Origin of the sequence: Serratia silvae (genome assembly GCF_023282985.1) — a bacterium.
In the GTDB taxonomy this organism is placed as follows: domain Bacteria; phylum Pseudomonadota; class Gammaproteobacteria; order Enterobacterales; family Enterobacteriaceae; genus Chania; species Chania silvae.
Genome location: NZ_JAGQDC010000005.1, coordinates 34936 through 53812, shown reverse-complemented (window position 1 = coordinate 53812; position 18877 = coordinate 34936). Strand labels below are relative to the sequence as shown.

The window sequence follows — 18877 nt, the reverse complement described above, 5'->3', positions numbered from 1 at the left end:
TAGAATAACAGTTATACCAAGCTCTTATTGCAGCAACTGTTGCGTACGTGGATGGCATCACACTTTTTTAAGGTTGCATTTACCCGCGCCCTTTGACGCAGGGAGTCTCTTAAATTTCCTCTGTTCCAGTCGAATTTCAGACACCACGGTGAATTTTTACCGTAGGTATACGTATGTCCCTGTAGAGATTTGTCTACGCTATATTCTGCAGGATCATAAGTCAGAAGAAGGTGATGGAGAAGCTATGAGTTCATCGTGTATAGAAGATCTGAGCATCCAGGATAACCATTGGTATCGTATCGCTCATGAAATGCTTAGCATGGCCGGTATTGAAATCAATGGCTCACGCCCTTTCGATATTCAGATCAACAATCCCAATTTCTTTAAACGCGTACTGCAAGACGGCTCCCTGGGGCTGGGCGAGAGCTATATGGATGGCTGGTGGGAGTGTGAACGGCTGGACATATTTTTTCAGCGGGTTGTCGCAGCTGGCCTGGAAAATAAACTGCCCCATCATCTGAAAGATATCTTACGTATTGCCGCTGCCCGCCTGACCAATCTGCAATCCCAAAAACGTGCCTGGATAGTGGGCAAAGAGCATTACGATCTGGGTAACGATTTGTTTACCCAGATGTTGGATCCCTATATGCAATATTCCTGTGGCTATTGGCAACAGGCCACTACGTTGGAAGAAGCACAGGCAGCCAAGCTACGGTTGATTTGCGAAAAACTGCACCTGCAGCCCGGCATGCGGGTATTGGATATCGGCTGTGGCTGGGGAGGCCTGTCTGCTTATGCGGCCAGGCACTACGGTGTTTCCATGGTAGGGGTCACTATCTCCGCCGAACAGCAAAAAATGGCGCAAGAGCGCTGTGCCGGGCTGGACGTGGAAATTCTGCTGCAGGATTACCGCGATCTCCACCAACAGTTTGACCGCATCGTCTCGGTTGGTATGTTCGAACACGTCGGGCCGAAGAACTACCAAACCTATTTCGAAGTGGTGGAACGTAATTTAAAACCCGATGGTATTTTCCTGTTGCACACCATTGGCTCCAATCAGACCGATATGAACGTTGATCCGTGGATCAATAAATATATCTTCCCCAACGGTTGCCTGCCATCGGTGAAACATATTGCCCAGGCGAGCGAAGGCCGGTTCGTCATGGAGGATTGGCATAACATCGGCGCAGATTACGATCGCACCCTGATGGCCTGGTATGAACGTTTCAAACGGGGTTGGCCACAGCTGGCGTCGCGCTATTCCGAACGCTTTGAACGGATGTTCAGCTATTACCTTAATGCCTGCGCTGGGGCGTTCCGAGCTCGCGACATTCAACTTTGGCAGGTGGTATTTAGCCCCAAAGGCGTCGAAGGGGGCCTGCGAGTTGCTCGCTGAAAGGCTAGGCGGGCGCAGCATGAGGCGCCCCTACACATGATGACCATCTGAGAATTCAAACCCCGGGTTGCCGGGGTTGGTTTTTATATTTTAGCCGCAATAAACACGAATAATCTTGTCTTCACTGTCACCCAGGAAGTTCAAGCGCTTAAGATTGAAGTCCATGGTCACTGCAGAGTTATAAGGAATGGTACGTACCTGTTGAGGAATATTGACCCCGTCCAACGCAGACAGCGGTTTACCCACATAATTCTGATATTGCACCGCGCCACAGGTATCATCTTCAGCTTCGGCCGACTGTGAGTTCGCCTGTTCCTGGGAGCTTGAACAGGCGGTCAGCGCCAACAGCGCCGCTAGCATCATCGTTTTCCCATAAAACTTCACGTTTAGCTCCTAAGTATGGTTATCGGTATAGGGTTATCAGGCTTTGGGTGCCAGTACAGCTGACGCCGCCTCACGATTAGCCAGCACGCGTTCGACGGTATCCACTACAGCCTGAGTTTGCGGATCGATCTCGATATTGACCTTATCGCCCAAGCGCTTTTTACCCAGCGTGGTGCGCTCAAGGGTTTCCGGGATCAGATGCACACAGAAACGGTTATTGACCACCTCGCCAATGGTCAGGCTAATGCCATCGATACCGATGAAACCCTTATGCAGCACATATTTCATCAAATCGATATTCGGCATACGTAGCCAGATCTGGCGATTATTTTCCGAGGTATAAATCTTGCTGACTTCCGCCGTACAGATAATATGCCCGGACATCAGATGCCCGCCGATTTCATCATTAAACTTGGCGGCTCTTTCCAGGTTGACGACATCCCCCTGTTTAAGATCGCCAAGATTGGTCAACCGCAGAGTTTCTTTGATCAGGTCAAAGCTGACGCGATTGCCTGCGATCTCCGTGACGGTCAGACAGCAGCCATTGTGGGCAACCGAGGCCCCCAATTCCAGCCCTGGTAACAGCTCATCAGGCATTTCAACAACGTGGGTACGGAAGTTGGGTTTTTCATCAATGGCAATCAGCGGGGCGGTGCCTTGTACGATACCGGTAAACATGTTGGCCTCTTCTTTATGACTATGTTCAACGCGCTGTAAGCAGTTTGCCCCAGTTACGGCAGAAAACCAAACGCGCAAAGGCAAAAAAGCGGTGCTTGCCTAGTTTATATTCTGGAGTTAGCGTTCGCAGCTAACAGCGCTGTAGTTTCAAGGCGACGAGTATAACTATTTCTTTACAAACTTTGCTTAACCCCGACTAGCAGGTACAATCTTTTCGGCAAGTTCCGCAGTTTTTAGTTGCTGCTGTTTGCAGCAATCCCCTTCCCCATAACTATTAGAAAGGTGTATACGTGCAGAAGTACTTTATGGAGGCGCGTAGTTTATTGGCCCTCGCAATTCCGGTCATCATCGCGCAGATATCCCAAACCGCAATGGGCGTGGTCGATACCATCATGGCTGGTTCTTATAGCGCCACGGATATGGCCGCCGTTGCAGTCGGAACCTCTATCTGGTTGCCGACTATCCTGTTCGGCCACGGTTTACTGCTGGCCTTAACCCCGGTGATCGCCCAGCTCAACGGCGCTGGTCGCCGTGATCGTATTGCGTATCAGGTACGTCAGGGCTTTTGGCTGGCATCGGGGGTTTCACTACTGATTATCGCCGTGATTTATAACAGCCAACTGGTGATCGACATGATGCACAACATCGATCCGCTGCTGGCTGAAAAAGCCGTTGGTTTCCTGCATGCCATTATGTGGGGTGCGCCCGGCTATTTATTCTTCCAGGTAGTCCGTGGCCAGTGTGAAGGCTTATCCAAAACCAAGCCCGGCATGGTAATAGGCTTTTTGGGTCTGTTAATCAACATTCCAATCAACTACATATTGATTTTCGGCAAGTTTGGCATGCCGGAAATGGGCGGCGTCGGTTGTGGTGTCGCCACCGCCAGTGTGTATTGGATGATGTTCCTGATGATGCGCTGGTATGCCAAACGTGCGTCTTCGCTGCGGGATATCAAGCTGGAGGAAGGCGCTCATCGTGGCCCGGATTGGCAGGCGTTAAAACGCCTGATCGGCATTGGTTTACCGGTTGCCCTGGCGTTATTCTTTGAGGTGACGCTGTTTGCCGTGGTGGCATTACTGGTTTCACCGCTGGGCATCGTTGCGGTTGCCGGGCACCAGATTGCCCTGAACTTCAGCTCATTGATGTTTGTACTGCCGCTGTCGCTCGGCGTTGGGGCCACCATTCGCGTTGGACACCGTCTGGGTGAAGGCTCGGTAGAGGGCGCTCGGATTGCCGCCTATGCGGCGATTGCCGTAGGCATCGCTATGGCCAGTTGCTCGGCATTGTTCACCGCCGCGTTCCGCGAGTCTATCGCCCTGCTGTACAACGATAACCCCGAGGTCGTGACCATGGCCTCCCATTTGATGCTGCTGGCGGCGATTTATCAGATATCCGACTCCATCCAGGTGATTGGTAGCGGTATTCTGCGGGGTTATAAAGATACCCGGGCGATCTTCTACATCACCTTTGTGGCCTATTGGGTTCTCGGGTTGCCAAGCGGCTATCTACTGGCACTAACGGACTACATTGTGCCGGCGATGGGGCCAAGCGGATTCTGGTTCGGCTTTATTATCGGCCTGACCTTTGCCGCCATCATGATGGTATTGCGGATGCGTTGGTTACAGCGCCAACCCCCGGCGTTGATTCTGCAGCGCTCCACCCGTTAATCGCATTCGCCGGTTTGTCTCAGGCAAACCGGCGAGTTCCTCGCCAGCCATTGCAGAAAAAAGCGCCTTACTGCACACAAGCTCAGCAATCGCGTGAAATACCGAATAAAATTGCGTTTTTCCCCTTGCCAGCAGGCGGGTTGCTCGTTAATATTCGTCCCCGCTGTCAGCCATGACAGAGAGGAAAAAGATGCGTCTGTAGCTCAGTTGGTTAGAGCACCACCTTGACATGGTGGGGGTCGATGGTTCGAGTCCATTCAGACGCACCAAATTCCTGAAAGTAGCACAGTGCGTCCGTAGCTCAGTTGGTTAGAGCACCACCTTGACATGGTGGGGGTCGATGGTTCGAGTCCATTCGGACGCACCACTTCTTATTTCGCTTCCCAGTATTATCTCTCGCCTAACGGCAACCCAATTTGACAGTAATACCGGACATAGCGTCAGCCCGTCGCGTATCATCAGCGCAGTATCCTGATGGAGGTAATTTTGATGTCGGTTTTTAAATCACACCTGCCGTTCGAACAATTCGACAATGGCCTCGCCCGCCGCCAAGGGCAAATGAGCGATGGGAGCACCGCCTGGGAAGTAAAATTTGCCGCAGGCACCTTTGACCAACTGCAAAAACGCCCCTACCCTCAGCAAATCCGCATCCTTTCTGGTATTTTCGAGTTCACCGTCGGCAGCGACGTGCATACTCTGATAGCTCAGGAAACCCTGACGATCCCTGCCGCCACCGTATTTGGTTGTTTCTGTCTGGATGACGGAGTCCTGCTGGAAATCCAGCAAAATGCTTGAAAGCGTGAAGTTCATCACTTTATTTTTTCGAAAACATAATCCTTTACAGTAATGCTATTTGCGCAACAAACCCGTTGGCAGGCGGCCTTTTTGCGCCATATTTGCTGATTTTATGTACAAACCTGCCCGTAACTGCGGTTTTTTGTTTTGTTTCCAGCCGCATAGCCTTATAATGCGCAACGTCTTTCAGTTGAATGGTTTCAGCCCTTGATCTGCGAAAACGCAATTACAACAAATTCCCATCCTCGCTTTTTGCGCAGCCTACCCACATCTGGGCATCGGCCGAATTTTTCCACCCCACTTCGACCAAGGTCACCTATCCTTAACTATGTTTTGCATTGCCAGGCACAGCTCAAATCCCTTACCGATGGCCTAGCCGCCGGTACCGTTAGTTTTATTATCCATCACAACTTGCAGAAAAAATCGTCATGAAAAAGACCAAAATTGTTTGTACTATCGGCCCGAAAACCGAGTCGGAAGAAATGCTGACCAGCCTGCTGAACGCGGGCATGAACGTAATGCGCCTTAACTTCTCCCATGGCGATTATGAAGAACACGGCAACCGCATCAAAAACATGCGTGCGGTAATTGCCAAAACCGGTAAAAACGCGGGTATCCTGCTCGATACCAAAGGCCCGGAAATCCGTACCATGAAGCTGGAAGGCGGCGTTGATGCAGCCCTGGTTGCTGGCCAAACCTTCACCTTCACCACCGACCAAAGCGTTATCGGTAACAAAGAGCGCGTTGCTGTGACCTACCCTGGCTTTGCTGCCGACCTTAAAATTGGCAACACCGTACTGGTGGATGATGGTCTGATCGGTATGGAAGTGACTGCGGTTACCGAAAGCGAAGTAATCTGTAAAGTACTGAACAGCGGCGATCTGGGCGAAAACAAAGGTGTTAACCTGCCGGGCGTTTCCATTCAGCTGCCAGCACTGGCCGAAAAAGACAAGCGTGACCTGATCTTCGGTTGTGAACAAGGCGTAGACTTCGTTGCGGCTTCCTTTATCCGTAAGCGTTCCGACGTGTTGGAAATCCGTGAGCACCTGAAAGCCCACGGCGGCGAACACATTCAGATCATCTCCAAGATCGAAAACCAGGAAGGCCTCAACAACTTCGATGAGATCCTCGAAGCGTCTGACGGCATCATGGTTGCCCGTGGCGATCTGGGTGTAGAAATCCCGGTAGAAGAAGTGATCTTCGCGCAGAAGATGATGATCGAGAAGTGTAACCGCGCACGCAAAGTGGTTATCACCGCGACCCAGATGCTGGATTCAATGATCAAGAACCCGCGCCCTACCCGTGCAGAAGCCGGTGACGTTGCCAACGCCATCCTGGACGGTACCGATGCAGTGATGCTGTCTGGTGAAAGCGCCAAGGGTAAATATCCGCTGGAAGCCGTTACCATCATGGCAACCATCTGCGAACGTACCGATCGCGTGATGCCTAGCCGTATCGATACCCTGAACGACAACCGTAAACTGCGTATTACCGAAGCGGTGTGCCGTGGTGCGGTAGAAACCGCCGAGAAACTGGACGCTCCACTGATCGTGGTTGCTACCAGCGGGGGCAAGTCGGCCAAATCCGTACGTAAGTACTTCCCTAACGCCGTGATCCTGGCGCTGACGACCAACGAAGTCACTGCTCGTCAGTTGATCCTGAGCAAAGGCATCACCACTCAGATGGTCAAGGAAATTGCTTCTACCGACGACTTCTACCGCATTGGTAAAGAAGTTGCTTTGGCGAGCGGCCTGGCACAGAAAGGCGACGTCGTAGTGATGGTTTCTGGTGCTCTGGTACCAAGCGGCACCACCAATACGGCTTCGGTTCACGTGCTGTAATAATAAACGTGACTACAAATCTGTAACCCAAACGCCGCCTAGCGGCGTTTTTTTATCTGCCATACCGTACTTTCAGAAAAACGCAACCATTAAAGTGGTTTATTTCTCCAGTTTCAATTAAGAGTTCTCCCATAGAATCAGGCTGTTTTCCTTCGATTTTTTAACTATTTTGCAAAACCAGATGCAAGTTTGAGCGAACGATCAAAATAAAGAGCCTTAATACAAAAAATTTATTCTCTTTCGAAAAAAGTTTGTGTAATACTTGTAACGCTACATGGAGATTAACTCAATCTAGAGGGTGTTATAATGAATCGTACTAAACTGGTACTGGGCGCGGTAATCCTGGCTTCTACTATGCTGGCTGGCTGCTCAAGCAACGCTAAAATCGACCAACTGTCTTCTGACGTTCAGACTCTGAACGCTAAAGTTGATCAGCTGAGCAACGACGTGAACGCAATCCGTTCTGACGTTCAAGCAGCTAAAGACGACGCAGCGCGCGCTAACCAGCGTCTGGACAACCAAGCACACGCTTACAAAAAGTAAGATTGCTTCGGTTATTGAAAACGGTGCACATTGTGCACCGTTTTTTTTTGCATCTCATTTGCCCCCTCCGCCCTTGCAGACAAAAAAAGCCCGGCTCAACGCCAGGCTCAGATTGATGACACAATAACAATACTGCTAAACGGATTTAATTCGTGGGGTCAGTTCACATGCTGCGTCCTGCACCACACCGAGACTCAGTCCACCGAGCTAATCGGTGCTCCAGACCAACCCGAGGTGCCAGCACTCTCGCCCTGAGGCGCTGTAGACGGCGTAGCGACCTCGGAAGGGTCTTGCCCTACACTGACCAGCACCGGCATTCCAGAACGCCGTACGATGGCGCTGTCGAGCATTGTCTTGTCGGTCTGTTGATCGGCAGCAAATGCTTTCTGATTTTTAGAAAGTGCGATTGGCATGGTCTGCGGATCGTCACTGGCCACTCTCGACAATGGCTGATGCACTTCTACATAGCGTTTGCCGTCTGGCTCAACGGAGACTTTCACCGGTTCATTGACGATTTGCACTCTGGTGCCTTGTGGCACCTGGTTGAACAGCGTTTCGATATCGTCCGGGCGCAGACGGATGCAGCCTGAGCTCACGCGCATTCCGATACCAAAGTTGGCATTGGTGCCGTGGATCAGGTATTCACCGTGCCCCATGGCCAAACGCATGGCAAACAGCCCCATCGGATTCTCTGGGCCAGCCGGTATTACCGCAGGCAGGGTCACGCCCTGTGACTGGTAGCGCTTGCGGATGTTGGCGGTGGGTGTCCAGGTTGGGTTTGGGATCTTCTGGCTGACCGAGGTCACCTTCAGCGGCGTATTCATGCCGGTCTGGCCGATACCGATCGGGTAGACGATCACCTTATCTTCCCCTTTCGGATAATAGTACAAGCGCAGTTCCGCCAGGTTGACCACAATCCCTTCGCGTGGGGTATCCGGCAGTAGCATCTGTGTCGGGATAGTCAGCGCCGTCCCCGGTTTAGGCAAATAGGGATCGGTACCTGGGTTGGCTTCCAGCATGCCCAACAGCCCAATCTTGTAGTCAGCCGCAATGGCCTCCAGCGAACGGCCATCGTTTGGCACGTTGTAAATCGTATTCTCACCAATCAGACGGCTGCCCGGCGGCGGCAATGGGTATTCGTTCGCACTGGCGGCCTGAGTGCCGGTCAGCACGGTGGCGAATAACACGCCCATTAGAGTCAACGCACGTTTCATTCTTATCCCTATTGTTATTACGGTTCATGGCAAAGCTAGCGGTCGCTGGCCAGCAGGTAAATAAGATAAACACTCTTTCGATATTAGCAAGATCCGACTCAAAGGCAATAAATTGCCCAAAATCAACATGTTATAACGTAATCAAACACAGGAATTGTCAATGCATCGTCAGCGAGTAACTGACTGAAATGGCTATGATTTGCGGAAAAAAGGCGGAGTTTGGCAGGAATTGTAAAGGCTCATTGACATAGCGTGCCATCAATAAGCCTTGGGTGTCCGGTCAGGCGAACTGAGCCGCTTTACTGCGAATAGCGCGGATCATCGCCTCCAGCCCCTGAGAACGGGAAGGCGTCAGATGTTGGCTCAAAGCCAGTTCGCTGAAGAAAGGGCGCACATCCAGATCGAGGATTTGCTGCGGCGTGAGCTGGTGATAAACAATAAACACCACCGCCAGCAGACCCTTTACTATCGCGGCATCGCTATCACCGTGAAACTCAACCCGCCCTTCAGCGTTATTGTTCATCACGATCCAGACTTGGCTTTGACAGCCGGAAATCAGGTTGACCGCCTGCCGATCACTTTCATCCAGCGGTGGCAACTGGCTACCCAGTTCGATCACGTACAGGTACTTCTCTTCCCAGTTCAGGCAGCGGGAAAAATTACGCACCAGTTTCTCTTTGTCCGGCAAATGCGCCATGTGGCTCCCTTTAATGATTAGCCTAACAAGCTGTGGATGCGCTGCAAACCGGCTACCAACCGATCCACTTCCTCGCGGGTATTGTACAACGCCAGCGAAGCCCGGCACATACTTGGCACCCGGTAGAACTCCATCAGCGGCATAGCACAGTGGTGCCCAGTGCGGATCGCAATACCGTATTGGTCCAGGAAGCTACCCACGTCATAGGCATGATGTTCACCCAAGTTAAAGGCAATCACGCCAGCACGTTGCGCAGGGCCATAAATCTTTAGCGTTGGCACCTGCTGCAATCCTTCCAATGCATAGCGCATTAAAGATTGCTCGTAATCGTGGATGTTTTCCAGCCCCAGAGCCTCGACATACTCGATGGCTGCCCCCAGCCCCATCATGCCAGCCGTATTGGGCGAACCGGCCTCAAAACGCCAGGGAGGAGAAGCAAAGGTAGTCCCTTCCTTCAGGCTGACCCGTTGGATCATCGCACCACCGCCTTCCCACGGCGGCATCTGCTCTAGCAACGCTTGCTTGCCATACAGAATGCCGATACCGCTAGGCCCATACAGCTTGTGGCCGGAGAACACATAGAAATCACAGTCGAGCGCCTGGACATCAATACGCTGATGCATCACCGCCTGAGCGCCGTCCACCAGCACCTTCAGCCCAGCCGATTTGGCCACGGGAATGATCGCATGCAGTGGGTTGACGGTTCCCAGCACGTTCGACACCTGAGTGATTGCCAGCAGCTTGGTGGAGGCATCGATCAAGCCTGGCAGTTGCGCCAGATCCAAGGTGCCATCTGGCTGCAATGGCCAGACACGCAGTGTAATGCCACGTTCCTGCGCCAGCATTTGCCACGGCACAATGTTGGCATGGTGCTCCATCTCAGTGATGATGATGCTGTCGCCCGCCGTCAGCAGATGGCGGCCAAAGCTGTTAGCCACCAGATTGATGCCTTCGGTGGTTCCTTTGACAAACACGATTTCTTCCGCAGAGTCTGCGTTGATAAAACGCGCCACCTGCTCGCGCACGGCCTCCATCTGCTGGGTAGCTTCGGCGCTCAGCGTATGGATACCGCGGTGTACTGCGGCATACCCGTGACGATAGAAATCCAGTTCGCGGTCAATCACGCTCTGCGGTTTCTGTGCGCTGGCTGCGCTGTCCAGGTAAGCCAACGGTTGCCCATTGACCTCCCTAGCCAGCAGGGGAAAATCTCTACGCACCCGCTCCAGGGGATAACTCATGCCGCCTCCTGGGGTAAACGTTCGGCGATCCGCGCCAATACCAACTCCCGGATGATCGGGTCGGCAATGCCCTCCGTCAGTTCAGCGGCAAAGGCAAAAATGATCATCTGCTGCGCCGCATGTTTATCGATACCGCGCGATTGCAAATAGAACAGTTGCTCTTCATCGATCCGGCCCACGGTGGCACCGTGGCTGCATTTGACATCATCGGCGTAGATTTCCAATTGCGGTTTGCTATCTACCTCCGCGACCTTGCCCAACAGCAGGTTGTGGTTGTTCATCTGGCCGTCGGTTTTGATCGCGTGTTGCGCGACCTTGATCATGCCGTTAAACACCGCCTTGGCTCGATCGCTGACCACCGTTTTGTGCAGTTGGCGGCTTTCGCAGTAGCCTTTGTTGTGTTCCAAATAGGTTCTGGTGTCACACACCTCTTTACCTACCGGCAACACCAGGCTGTTGATCACTAGATTACTGCCCTCGCCGTCCAGTCGTGCGCTGGTATGATGGCGTGTCAGCCCCGCCCCCAGCAGGAAGCTATCGCTTTTAACCCGCGCGTCGCGGCCAATCAGCAGGTCGTTATGGGCAAAGTGGTAACTGGCCTGGCTCTCAAACGCCAGTTTGCAATGATGCAGCTCGGCATTATCGCCCACCGTCACGGTCAGGCGCGCTCCGGTGAAGTGGGCCGCAACGCTGACGCTGGTATAGTGTTCGATGACCGAAGCCCGTGCGCCGCTCGCAATCTCCAGATGATGCCGGTGATGCAGCGTATTCACTTCACCAGGCTGCTCACGACCGGTGCTGATATGCAGCAGATAGAGCGGCTTAACCGGTGTTTTGCCTGCCGCCAGGCTAATCACGCCGGTTTCCTGCGCCAGACTTTCGGTCAAATGCAGGAAGATTTCCGGCTGGATCGGCTCCGGAAGCGTTGGTGACGCATCATAGGCCACCCTGGTCAACCGGTAGTCACCAAGATCCTCATCGCTCAGTTGCGGGCATAAACGCCCATCGACAAACACCAGGCGATAGGCATCGATCTTCAACGCCAGCTTGTCACGCTGCTCCGCGCTGAACACGTTGTCCACAGGCTCCAGAAACTGCTGCTCCAGCAAGCCTTCCAGCGGGGTATATTTCCAGTTTTCCTGCTTGCGAGTCGGCCAGCCTTGGCGCAAAGCCTGCTGCCAATGGGCTAGCGCATGAGCAGAGCGCTCGCCGCCGCGCGCTTCGAACAGGCTGTACATCTGCTGCAGCGCCCGTGAATTACTGTTGGTCGGAAAGCCAGCCATAGCCCTGCTCCTCCAACTGTTTCACCAATGAGAAATCACCGGACTTCACGATGCGCCCTTGGGAAAGCACGTGAACGTAATCCGGTTTGATGTAATCGAGAATGCGTTGATAGTGGGTGACGATAATAAAGGCACGTTTGCCGTCACGCAGCGAATTAACGCCGTTGGCGACGATCTTCAGCGCGTCGATATCCAGCCCGGAATCCGTTTCATCCAGAATACACAGCTCCGGCTCCAGCGCCGCCATTTGCAGGATGTCATTACGTTTCTTCTCACCGCCGGAAAAACCGACGTTGACCGAACGGGTCAACAGATCCGCTGGCATATTCAGCAACTCGATCTTCTGTTCGATAAAGTCGGCAAAGTCAAAGCGATCCAGCGCCTCTTGGCCACGGTAATTACGCACCGCATTCACCGAGGTCTGCAGGAAGAAATGGTTGCTGACGCCGGGGATCTCCACCGGATACTGGAACGCCAGGAACACGCCCTCACCGGCCCGATCCTCAGGAGCCAGTTCCAGCAGGTCTTTGCCTTTAAACGTCACTTCCCCTGCGGTGACTTCATACTCTTCCCGGCCAGCCAGCGTGGCGGAAAGCGTGCTTTTACCGGAGCCGTTAGGCCCCATAATGGCGTGCACTTCACCCGGTTTGATGTCCAGACTCAGCCCTTTGAGGATTTCATTACCTTCGGCGCTGACGTGTAAATTCTTGATGCTTAACATGCTGTGTCCTCAGATCGCGCTGCTGCGCTATAAATACGGGTGCTTAACCGACGCTGTGTTCCAGGCTGATAGCCAGTAACTTCTGTGCCTCCACGGCAAATTCCAGCGGCAATTCGGAGAACACGTCCTTACAGAAACCATTGACGATCATCGAGATGGCATTATCTTCGCTGATCCCCCGTTGCAGGCAGTAGAACAGCTGGTCGTCACCAATCTTCGAGGTGGTGGCCTCATGCTCAAGCTGGGCGCTGTTATTGCGCGTTTCCACATAAGGGAAGGTATGCGCCCCGCTGTTCGGCCCGATCAGCATCGAATCGCACTGGGTAAAGTTACGGGCGTTTTCCGCCCCGGGCAGGATCTTCACCAATCCGCGATAGGTATTTTGGCTGTGCCCAGCGGAGATCCCTTTGGCAATAATGGTCGACCTGGTGTTTTTACCTATGTGGATCATCTTGGTGCCGGTATCCGCCTGCTGGTTGCCGCTGGTCAACGCCACCGAGAAAAACTCGCCGATCGAGTTGTCGCCCTGCAAGATCACGCTTGGGTATTTCCAGGTGATGGCCGAGCCGGTTTCCGACTGCGTCCAGGACATTTTGGACCCTGCGCCTTCACACAGCGCCCGTTTGGTCACGAAGTTAAGAATGCCGCCCTTGCTTTCGCCGCCGCCGGAGAACCAGTTTTGCACTGTGGAATACTTCACTTCGGCGTCTTTATGCAAGATCACTTCTACTACCGCCGCGTGCAGCTGATAGCTGTCGCGTACCGGCGCTGAACAGCCTTCGATATAGCTAACGTAGCTGCCTTCATCGGCAATCAGAATGGTACGTTCAAACTGGCCGGTTTTCGCGGCGTTAATACGAAAATAGGTGGATAGCTCCATCGGGCAGCGCACGCCCTTCGGCACATAGACAAAGGTGCCATCAGAAGCCACCGCTGCGTTGAGTGCGGCAAAGAAGTTGTCGTTATGCGGGACAACCCGGCCCAGATACTGGCGCACCAGATCCGGATGATCGTGAATGGCCTCACCGAACGAGCAGAAGATCACCCCACTCTCCGCCAACTTTTCACGGTAGGTGGTCGCGACGGAAACCGAGTCAAAGATGGCGTCTACCGCTACTTCGCTACCTTCACGCACCGGAACGCCCAGTTGATTGAACGCCAATTCTACCTCGCTGGTCAGGTAGCCGTTTTCCGTACTGGCTCCGGGCTGCTGCTCCGCCCCTGGCTGAGAACCACAGGCGTCATCACAGCTGCCGCAGGACGGTGCCGAATAGTAGCTGTAATCCTGATAGTTCAGCTTGTCGTAGTTGGCTTTCAGCCAGTGTGGCTCTTCCATTTGCAGCCAGGCGCGGTAAGCCTCCAGGCGGAATTCCAGCATCCATTCTGGCTCGTTACGCTTGGCCGAGATGGCGCGTACCACCTCTTCATTGATACCTTTGGCCAACTCATCGGTGGCCAGTTGGGTAAAGAATCCTTCCTTATAGCGACCTTCGCTGACCCAAGCCGGTACGTCTTTCGCTGTTTCTACGTTGCTTCGTGTCATGTTGATTGCATCGCTTAAACGCCAAAGCTCTCACCGCACCCGCAGGCGTTCTGAGCTTTAGGGTTGTTAAATTTGAACATCTGATTCAGCCCTTCCCGAACAAAATCTACCGTGGTGCCATCGATAAACGGCATCGCTTTGAGCGGCACGAACAGCCTTGCTCCGTCGCGTTCGAACAACAGATCGTCGCTGGCCGGTTCGCGGGTCAAATCCAGCACGTAGGCAAAGCCCGCACAGCCGGATTGTTTGACGCCGAGTTGCAGCCCTTTCACCTGCGCATCCTGCTGCATGAGTCTGAGTATTTGCTTCACCGCGCTGTCGCTCAGCGAAATGCCTTGCCAGACGTTGTCTGCCAAGGAAAAAGTACCAACATCTTCCGTATGCATATGGCCTACCTCACATTCGTGTTCTACCACCGCCAATCTGGCTTACCGTCTATGTTAGTGATAATGATTATCACTTCAACCGTTTGTTTTACGGGGGTATTTACCAAACGCCCGGAATTACGCTCGATAGCGCGTTAAACCGATGGCGCATCCAGGCGAAATAGAGTCAGGGATAATTTTTATCCTGCTGAATTTATTGTAATTCATCATATTCCGTACGGCTTATCCCGCAGCCCCGGCAAGGTTATAACACCGGATAAGCCGACTGTTTTAAACATTCATAGAAAATACCTATTTCTGCATCTTGTCTGTCTGAAAAATGCCTTTCCCTGCTTTAAGTCTAGTCGCTCGCGTGTTTTTAGCCCGTGGCGGTCAAATGACCCACAACAGAAAAAAATCGGCGGGGAGCATTGATCATCGCCACAGCAGTAAATATGATAATGATTATCATTAAGCTTTGATTGGGCGTGGACCTATGGCTATCTCGATGAATGCGTGGCTGCTGGGCAAAATTGATGAGTACAAGTTCAACATCCGTGATACCACGGTAGATTTCTATATGGCAGAAGCGGCGCTACAGCGGCCGGAATGCAACATCAATCATCTGAAGCGTTACAACGGCGTTAGTCTTGGCATGGCGAATTTATGTCTGGAGAATGGCGATGATGAAAGCTATCTGCATGCGCTGAGCAAACTGCACAACCGGCTGATCGTTGAAATCAACAATCCACAGCGCTGCCAGCTGTTCCGCGTGCAGAGTTACCATTTTGCCCGGCATACGCTCACGCTGATTTGTCAGAAATATTCGATGGAAGGCGGCTGGGATAAGGCTACCGCTTTTCAGAAGGATTTTGTGAAACGGGTGCCGTTCCCGCTGTAATGTTTACCCCGCAGGCGCTAACCTGCGGGGGTTGGTATTACTCCAGCACAGCCGTGGTTAGCCTGGAAGTACAACACAGGCGATCGTGATCGTCGAAGATCTCGATCTGCCAAACCTGATTGCGGCGGCCAGCGTGCAACGCACGGCAAACCCCACGTACCTGCCCTTTAAATACCGCGCGCAGATGGTTGGCATTGACCTCCAACCCCACCACCTTTTGTTCCCCTTCGGTACACAGATAACCGGCCATTGAGCCCATCGACTCGGCCAGCACCACCGAAGCCCCACCGTGCAACAGGCCAAACGGCTGGGTAGTGCGGTGATCGACGGGCATCACCGCCTCTAAATAGTCCTCTTCCAAGCGGGTGAACTGAATGCCCACATGGGCTACCATGCAACCTTCGCCGCTTTGGTTGAGTTGTTCCAGCGTTGTTTCACGTTTCCACAGCTTCACGCAATCATCTCCAGAAGTGCCTGTAATGGATGCCGCACGCCATTGCCTTCAATGCGTTTTACCTGACTGCGGCAAGAATAACCGGTCGCCAGACAGCGTTGCCTTGGCAAACGCTGTAGCGCCTGATGCCATGATAGCTCATAAATCCCCAGGGAATTTTGCAGATTCTTGGCTTCGTGGCCGTAAGTGCCCGCCATGCCGCAGCAACCCACGCTGACGTTTTCCAACCTGGCGCCAAAACGCGCAAAGATAGCAGTCCACTGCTGGGTACTGGCTGGTAATGCGGTGGTTTCGGTGCAATGGCCAAACAGATACCAGGCTTCCCCGGTAGCGGGCTGTTCCGCACGTTCTGCCAACAACTTTTGCAGCCATTCATGGACCAATTGCACTTGGAAATTACCCCGTTCAGCCCCGAGAATTTCTTGATACTCGTCGCGATAACACAGCACCAGCGCCGGATCGACGCCCACCATCGGCATCCCCAGTTTGGCCACCCGGTTGAGGAAGTCCGCAGTCTTGCGCGCCGTTTTAGCAAAGCGCGTCAGGAAGCCCTTGATATGCTGCGCCTTACCGTTCGGTGAGAAAGGCAACAGCACCGGCTTGTAACCCAGCTTTTCCACCAGCCGCACAAAGTCTGCCACGACCTGAGCATCGTAATAGCTGGTAAACGGATCCTGCACCACCAGCACATGCTGCTCGCGCTGGCTTTCTCCCAATGCCTCCAGCTGTTCAAGCGTCATGCTGAACGCGCTATGACCAGAAAGTTGCTGGCGTAACGTTGGGCTGGAAAGCAGCGGTAAATCCACCATGCCGATGCTGTTGCGACTCAGTTCGCGCACCCAAGGCTGCTTGAAGAAGAAGTTGAACACCTTCGGCGCTTTGGCCATCAACGGGGTATAGCTCTCAACGCCAGCGACCATGTAGTCACGCATCGGGCGCAAATAGCGGGTGTGATAAAGCTGCAGGAAGCGCGAACGGAAGCCCGGCACGTCGATCTTGATTGGGCACTGGGTCGAACAGGCTTTACAGGCCAGGCAGCCAGACATCGCTTCTTTGACCTCATGGGAGAAGTCATATTCGCCCTTGCCTGCATGCCAGCTATTACGGGTTTTCTCAACCAGGGTGCGGAAGCTGAGGCGCTGCTGCGGCAACTGCTTTTCCAGCGCGACGGGGTCGACGCCCTGCTCTGCCAGTAACCGTAACCATTCGCGCACCAGGGCCGCACGGCCTTTCGGCGAATGGATCCGGTTAGCGGTAATCTTCATAGACGGACACATCGGGCTGTGTACGTCAAAGTTGAAACAAAGCCCGTTGCCGTTACACTCCATCGCACCACGGAACGAGGTGCGGACATCGATGGGAATGCGGCGATCCAAAGTGCCGCGTTTCACCGCATCCACTTTCATCATCACGGCATCAACGCCCAACGGCGGACAGATCTTACCCGGGTTGAGGCGATTGAGCGGATCAAATGCAGCCTTGATGCGGCGCAGTTCTTCATAGAGCTCTTCACCGAAGAACGCCGGGCTATACTCCGCCCGGAAGCCCTTGCCGTGTTCCCCCCACAGCAGGCCACCGTATTTCGCGGTTAACGCCACCACCTGGTCAGAGATCTGCTTCATCAGCACTTCTTGCTGGGGATCGCACATATCCAATGCCGGACGCACGTGCAACACCCCGGCATCCACGTGGCCGAACATGCCGTAGCTCAGATTATGGCCATCTAGCAGTTGGCGGAATTCGGTAATGTAATCGGCCAGATGCTGCGGCGGCACGCAGGTATCTTCGGCAAACGGGATGGGCTTGGCCTGCCCTTTGGCGTTACCCAGCAAGCCAACCGCCTTTTTGCGCATATTATAGATGCGCTCAATGCCGGTCAGATCGCCGCAAATCTGATAGCCGATCACCCCAACCTGCTGCTCGGCGATCAGATCGTCAAGACGCTCGCACAGCGCTTCCATCTGACCGTCGATCAGTTCCTTATCGTCACCGGCAAACTCAACGATGTTCAGACCGAGCATCTCTTTATCCGGCACGTTGGTGATCAGCTCGCTAACCGAGTGCCAGACGATATCTTCCCGGGCCAGATTCAGCACCTTGGAATCGATGGTTTCCACCGACAGCGCCTTGGCTTCCACCATAAAGGGGGCATTGCGCAGGGCCGAATCGAAAGAGTCATATTTGACGTTAACCAGCCGCCGCACCTTCGGCAACGGCGTGATATCCAGCCGCGCTTCGGTGATAAAGGCCAAGGTCCCTTCGGCACCGGTGAGAATACGTGTCAGATCGAAGGTTTGCAGATCGTCGCTCAACACGTGGCGCAGATCGTAGCCGGTAAGGAAGCGGTTTAGCTTGGGGAATTTTTCCAGGATCAGCGCCCGTTGCTCACGGCAACGATTCAGCACGGTGTGGTAGATCCGCCCTTCTGGTGTGTCTTCCTGAGCAATCGTTTCCGCCAGCGGCGTCGGCATGACGCGGGTGTCGATCATTTCCCCCCCCAACAACACCGCCCGCAGCCCCAACACGTGGTCTGAGGTTTTACCATACACCAGCGAACCCTGGCCTGACGCATCGGTATTGATCATGCCGCCAAGGGTAGCGCGGTTGCTGGTAGAAAGCTCCGGCGCGAAGAAATAGCCGAGCGGCCGCAAATACTGGTTGAGCTGATCTTTAATCACCCCGGCTTCTACTCGCACCCAGCCCTGCTCAACGTTGATGTCCAGAATGCGGTTCATGTAGCGCGACATATCAACCACAATGCCGGTATTAAGTGCCTGCCCATTGGTGCCAGTGCCACCACCGCGCGGGCTGAAGGTCAGCGCCTTGAAGCGATCCTCGTCGGCCAGCCGGGCGATAAGCGCCACGTCAGCGGTTGAGCGAGGGAACACCACGGCATCTGGCAACAGTTGGTAAATGCTGTTATCTGTCGCCATCGTCAACCGATCGGCATAGCTGGTGGCGGTATCGCCGTTGAATCCGCTCTGTTTTAACGCGGCCAAAAAGTCTAGCACCCGTTGAACGAGGCCGGGTGCCTGAGAAATTTGTGGGATCATTCGCTTGTTTGACTCTGTCTGCTCTTAATTGCTTAATCGGGCCCGGAACTGGCCCTCCCCTGTCTTTTATTATCACGATAACCGCAAGGGCCGTTACCCGCTAC

The 18877-nt window shown here is 53.6% G+C and carries 17 protein-coding genes and 2 tRNA genes; 8 read left to right on the top strand and 11 right to left on the bottom strand.

Translation table 11 applies throughout. From position 1 onward, the window contains the following. Positions 1 to 244 precede the first annotated feature (244 nt). Entirely contained in the window at positions 245 to 1396 is a 1152-nt protein-coding gene (gene cfa / locus KAJ71_RS08280; protein ID WP_248945276.1) for a cyclopropane fatty acyl phospholipid synthase, read from the top strand. 90 nt (positions 1397 to 1486) lie between these two features. Here cfa and KAJ71_RS08275 read toward each other — a convergent pair whose 3' ends face one another. Both KAJ71_RS08275 and KAJ71_RS08270 read right to left on the bottom strand, forming a co-directional pair. Continuing rightward, the gene (locus tag KAJ71_RS08275; RefSeq protein ID WP_248945275.1) at positions 1487 to 1780 is read right to left on the bottom strand and encodes an I78 family peptidase inhibitor; all 294 of its coding nucleotides are present in this window, start codon (positions 1778 to 1780) and stop codon (positions 1487 to 1489) included. A gap of 36 nt (positions 1781 to 1816) precedes the next feature. Continuing rightward, entirely contained in the window at positions 1817 to 2458 is a 642-nt protein-coding gene (locus KAJ71_RS08270; protein WP_248945274.1) for a riboflavin synthase subunit alpha, read from the bottom strand. A gap of 290 nt (positions 2459 to 2748) precedes the next feature. Between KAJ71_RS08270 and KAJ71_RS08265 the strand changes: the two genes are divergently transcribed. The 6 genes from KAJ71_RS08265 to KAJ71_RS08240 all read left to right on the top strand — a co-directional run bounded on the left by KAJ71_RS08265 (position 2749) and on the right by KAJ71_RS08240 (position 7304). Continuing rightward, positions 2749 to 4125, top strand: coding sequence for an MATE family efflux transporter (locus tag KAJ71_RS08265; protein WP_248945273.1), 1377 nt, complete (start codon positions 2749 to 2751; stop codon positions 4123 to 4125). Between the two features lie 192 nt (positions 4126 to 4317). Then, positions 4318 to 4394, top strand: a tRNA-Val gene (locus KAJ71_RS08260). Between the two features lie 21 nt (positions 4395 to 4415). Continuing rightward, positions 4416 to 4492, top strand: a tRNA-Val gene (locus KAJ71_RS08255). Positions 4493 to 4614: 122 nt separating this feature from the next. After that, on the top strand, positions 4615 to 4920 hold the full coding sequence (locus KAJ71_RS08250; RefSeq protein WP_248945272.1) for a cupin domain-containing protein: 306 nt from the start codon (positions 4615 to 4617) through the stop codon (positions 4918 to 4920). A gap of 428 nt (positions 4921 to 5348) precedes the next feature. Next, positions 5349 to 6761, top strand: a complete 1413-nt coding sequence (pykF, locus tag KAJ71_RS08245) for a pyruvate kinase PykF (RefSeq protein WP_248945271.1) — start codon at positions 5349 to 5351, stop codon at positions 6759 to 6761. A gap of 306 nt (positions 6762 to 7067) precedes the next feature. Further along, positions 7068 to 7304, top strand: a complete 237-nt coding sequence (locus tag KAJ71_RS08240; protein WP_005165631.1) for a major outer membrane lipoprotein — start codon at positions 7068 to 7070, stop codon at positions 7302 to 7304. A gap of 194 nt (positions 7305 to 7498) precedes the next feature. Here KAJ71_RS08240 and KAJ71_RS08235 read toward each other — a convergent pair whose 3' ends face one another. The 7 genes from KAJ71_RS08235 to sufA all read right to left on the bottom strand — a co-directional run bounded on the left by KAJ71_RS08235 (position 7499) and on the right by sufA (position 14386). Further along, positions 7499 to 8518, bottom strand: coding sequence for a L,D-transpeptidase family protein (locus KAJ71_RS08235; protein ID WP_248945270.1), 1020 nt, complete (start codon positions 8516 to 8518; stop codon positions 7499 to 7501). 280 nt (positions 8519 to 8798) lie between these two features. Further along, positions 8799 to 9215 carry a cysteine desulfuration protein SufE gene (gene sufE / locus KAJ71_RS08230; RefSeq protein ID WP_248945269.1) on the bottom strand — a complete coding sequence of 139 codons (417 nt, stop codon included), beginning with the start codon at positions 9213 to 9215 and terminating at the stop codon, positions 8799 to 8801. 17 nt (positions 9216 to 9232) lie between these two features. Further along, complete coding sequence (gene sufS, locus KAJ71_RS08225; protein ID WP_248945268.1) at positions 9233 to 10453, bottom strand: cysteine desulfurase SufS; 1221 nt, start codon at positions 10451 to 10453, stop codon at positions 9233 to 9235. Beyond that, positions 10450 to 11736 (bottom strand): Fe-S cluster assembly protein SufD, encoded by a 1287-nt coding sequence (gene sufD / locus KAJ71_RS08220; protein WP_248945267.1) that lies wholly within the window; start codon positions 11734 to 11736, stop codon positions 10450 to 10452. Before sufD ends, sufS begins: the two co-directional genes overlap by 4 nt. Further along, a complete protein-coding gene (gene sufC, locus KAJ71_RS08215; RefSeq protein WP_021804565.1) occupies positions 11711 to 12457 on the bottom strand; it encodes a Fe-S cluster assembly ATPase SufC in 747 nt (248 codons plus the stop codon). Before sufC ends, sufD begins: the two co-directional genes overlap by 26 nt. Positions 12458 to 12500: 43 nt before the next feature. Beyond that, positions 12501 to 14000: a Fe-S cluster assembly protein SufB gene (gene sufB / locus KAJ71_RS08210; protein ID WP_248945266.1), complete on the bottom strand. Its 1500-nt coding sequence runs from the start codon at positions 13998 to 14000 to the stop codon at positions 12501 to 12503. Between the two features lie 14 nt (positions 14001 to 14014). Then, complete coding sequence (gene sufA / locus KAJ71_RS08205; RefSeq protein WP_248945265.1) at positions 14015 to 14386, bottom strand: Fe-S cluster assembly scaffold SufA; 372 nt, start codon at positions 14384 to 14386, stop codon at positions 14015 to 14017. 475 nt (positions 14387 to 14861) lie between these two features. Here sufA and KAJ71_RS08200 point away from each other — a divergent pair, with 475 nt between their 5' ends. Continuing rightward, the gene (locus tag KAJ71_RS08200; protein ID WP_248945264.1) at positions 14862 to 15266 is read left to right on the top strand and encodes a hypothetical protein; all 405 of its coding nucleotides are present in this window, start codon (positions 14862 to 14864) and stop codon (positions 15264 to 15266) included. 37 nt (positions 15267 to 15303) lie between these two features. Here the strand turns inward: KAJ71_RS08200 and menI are convergent, their stop codons facing one another. Next, positions 15304 to 15720, bottom strand: coding sequence for a 1,4-dihydroxy-2-naphthoyl-CoA hydrolase (gene menI, locus KAJ71_RS08195; protein ID WP_248945263.1), 417 nt, complete (start codon positions 15718 to 15720; stop codon positions 15304 to 15306). Next, complete coding sequence (gene ydiJ / locus KAJ71_RS08190; RefSeq protein WP_248945262.1) at positions 15717 to 18773, bottom strand: D-2-hydroxyglutarate dehydrogenase YdiJ; 3057 nt, start codon at positions 18771 to 18773, stop codon at positions 15717 to 15719. Before ydiJ ends, menI begins: the two co-directional genes overlap by 4 nt. Positions 18774 to 18877: the final 104 nt, after the last annotated feature.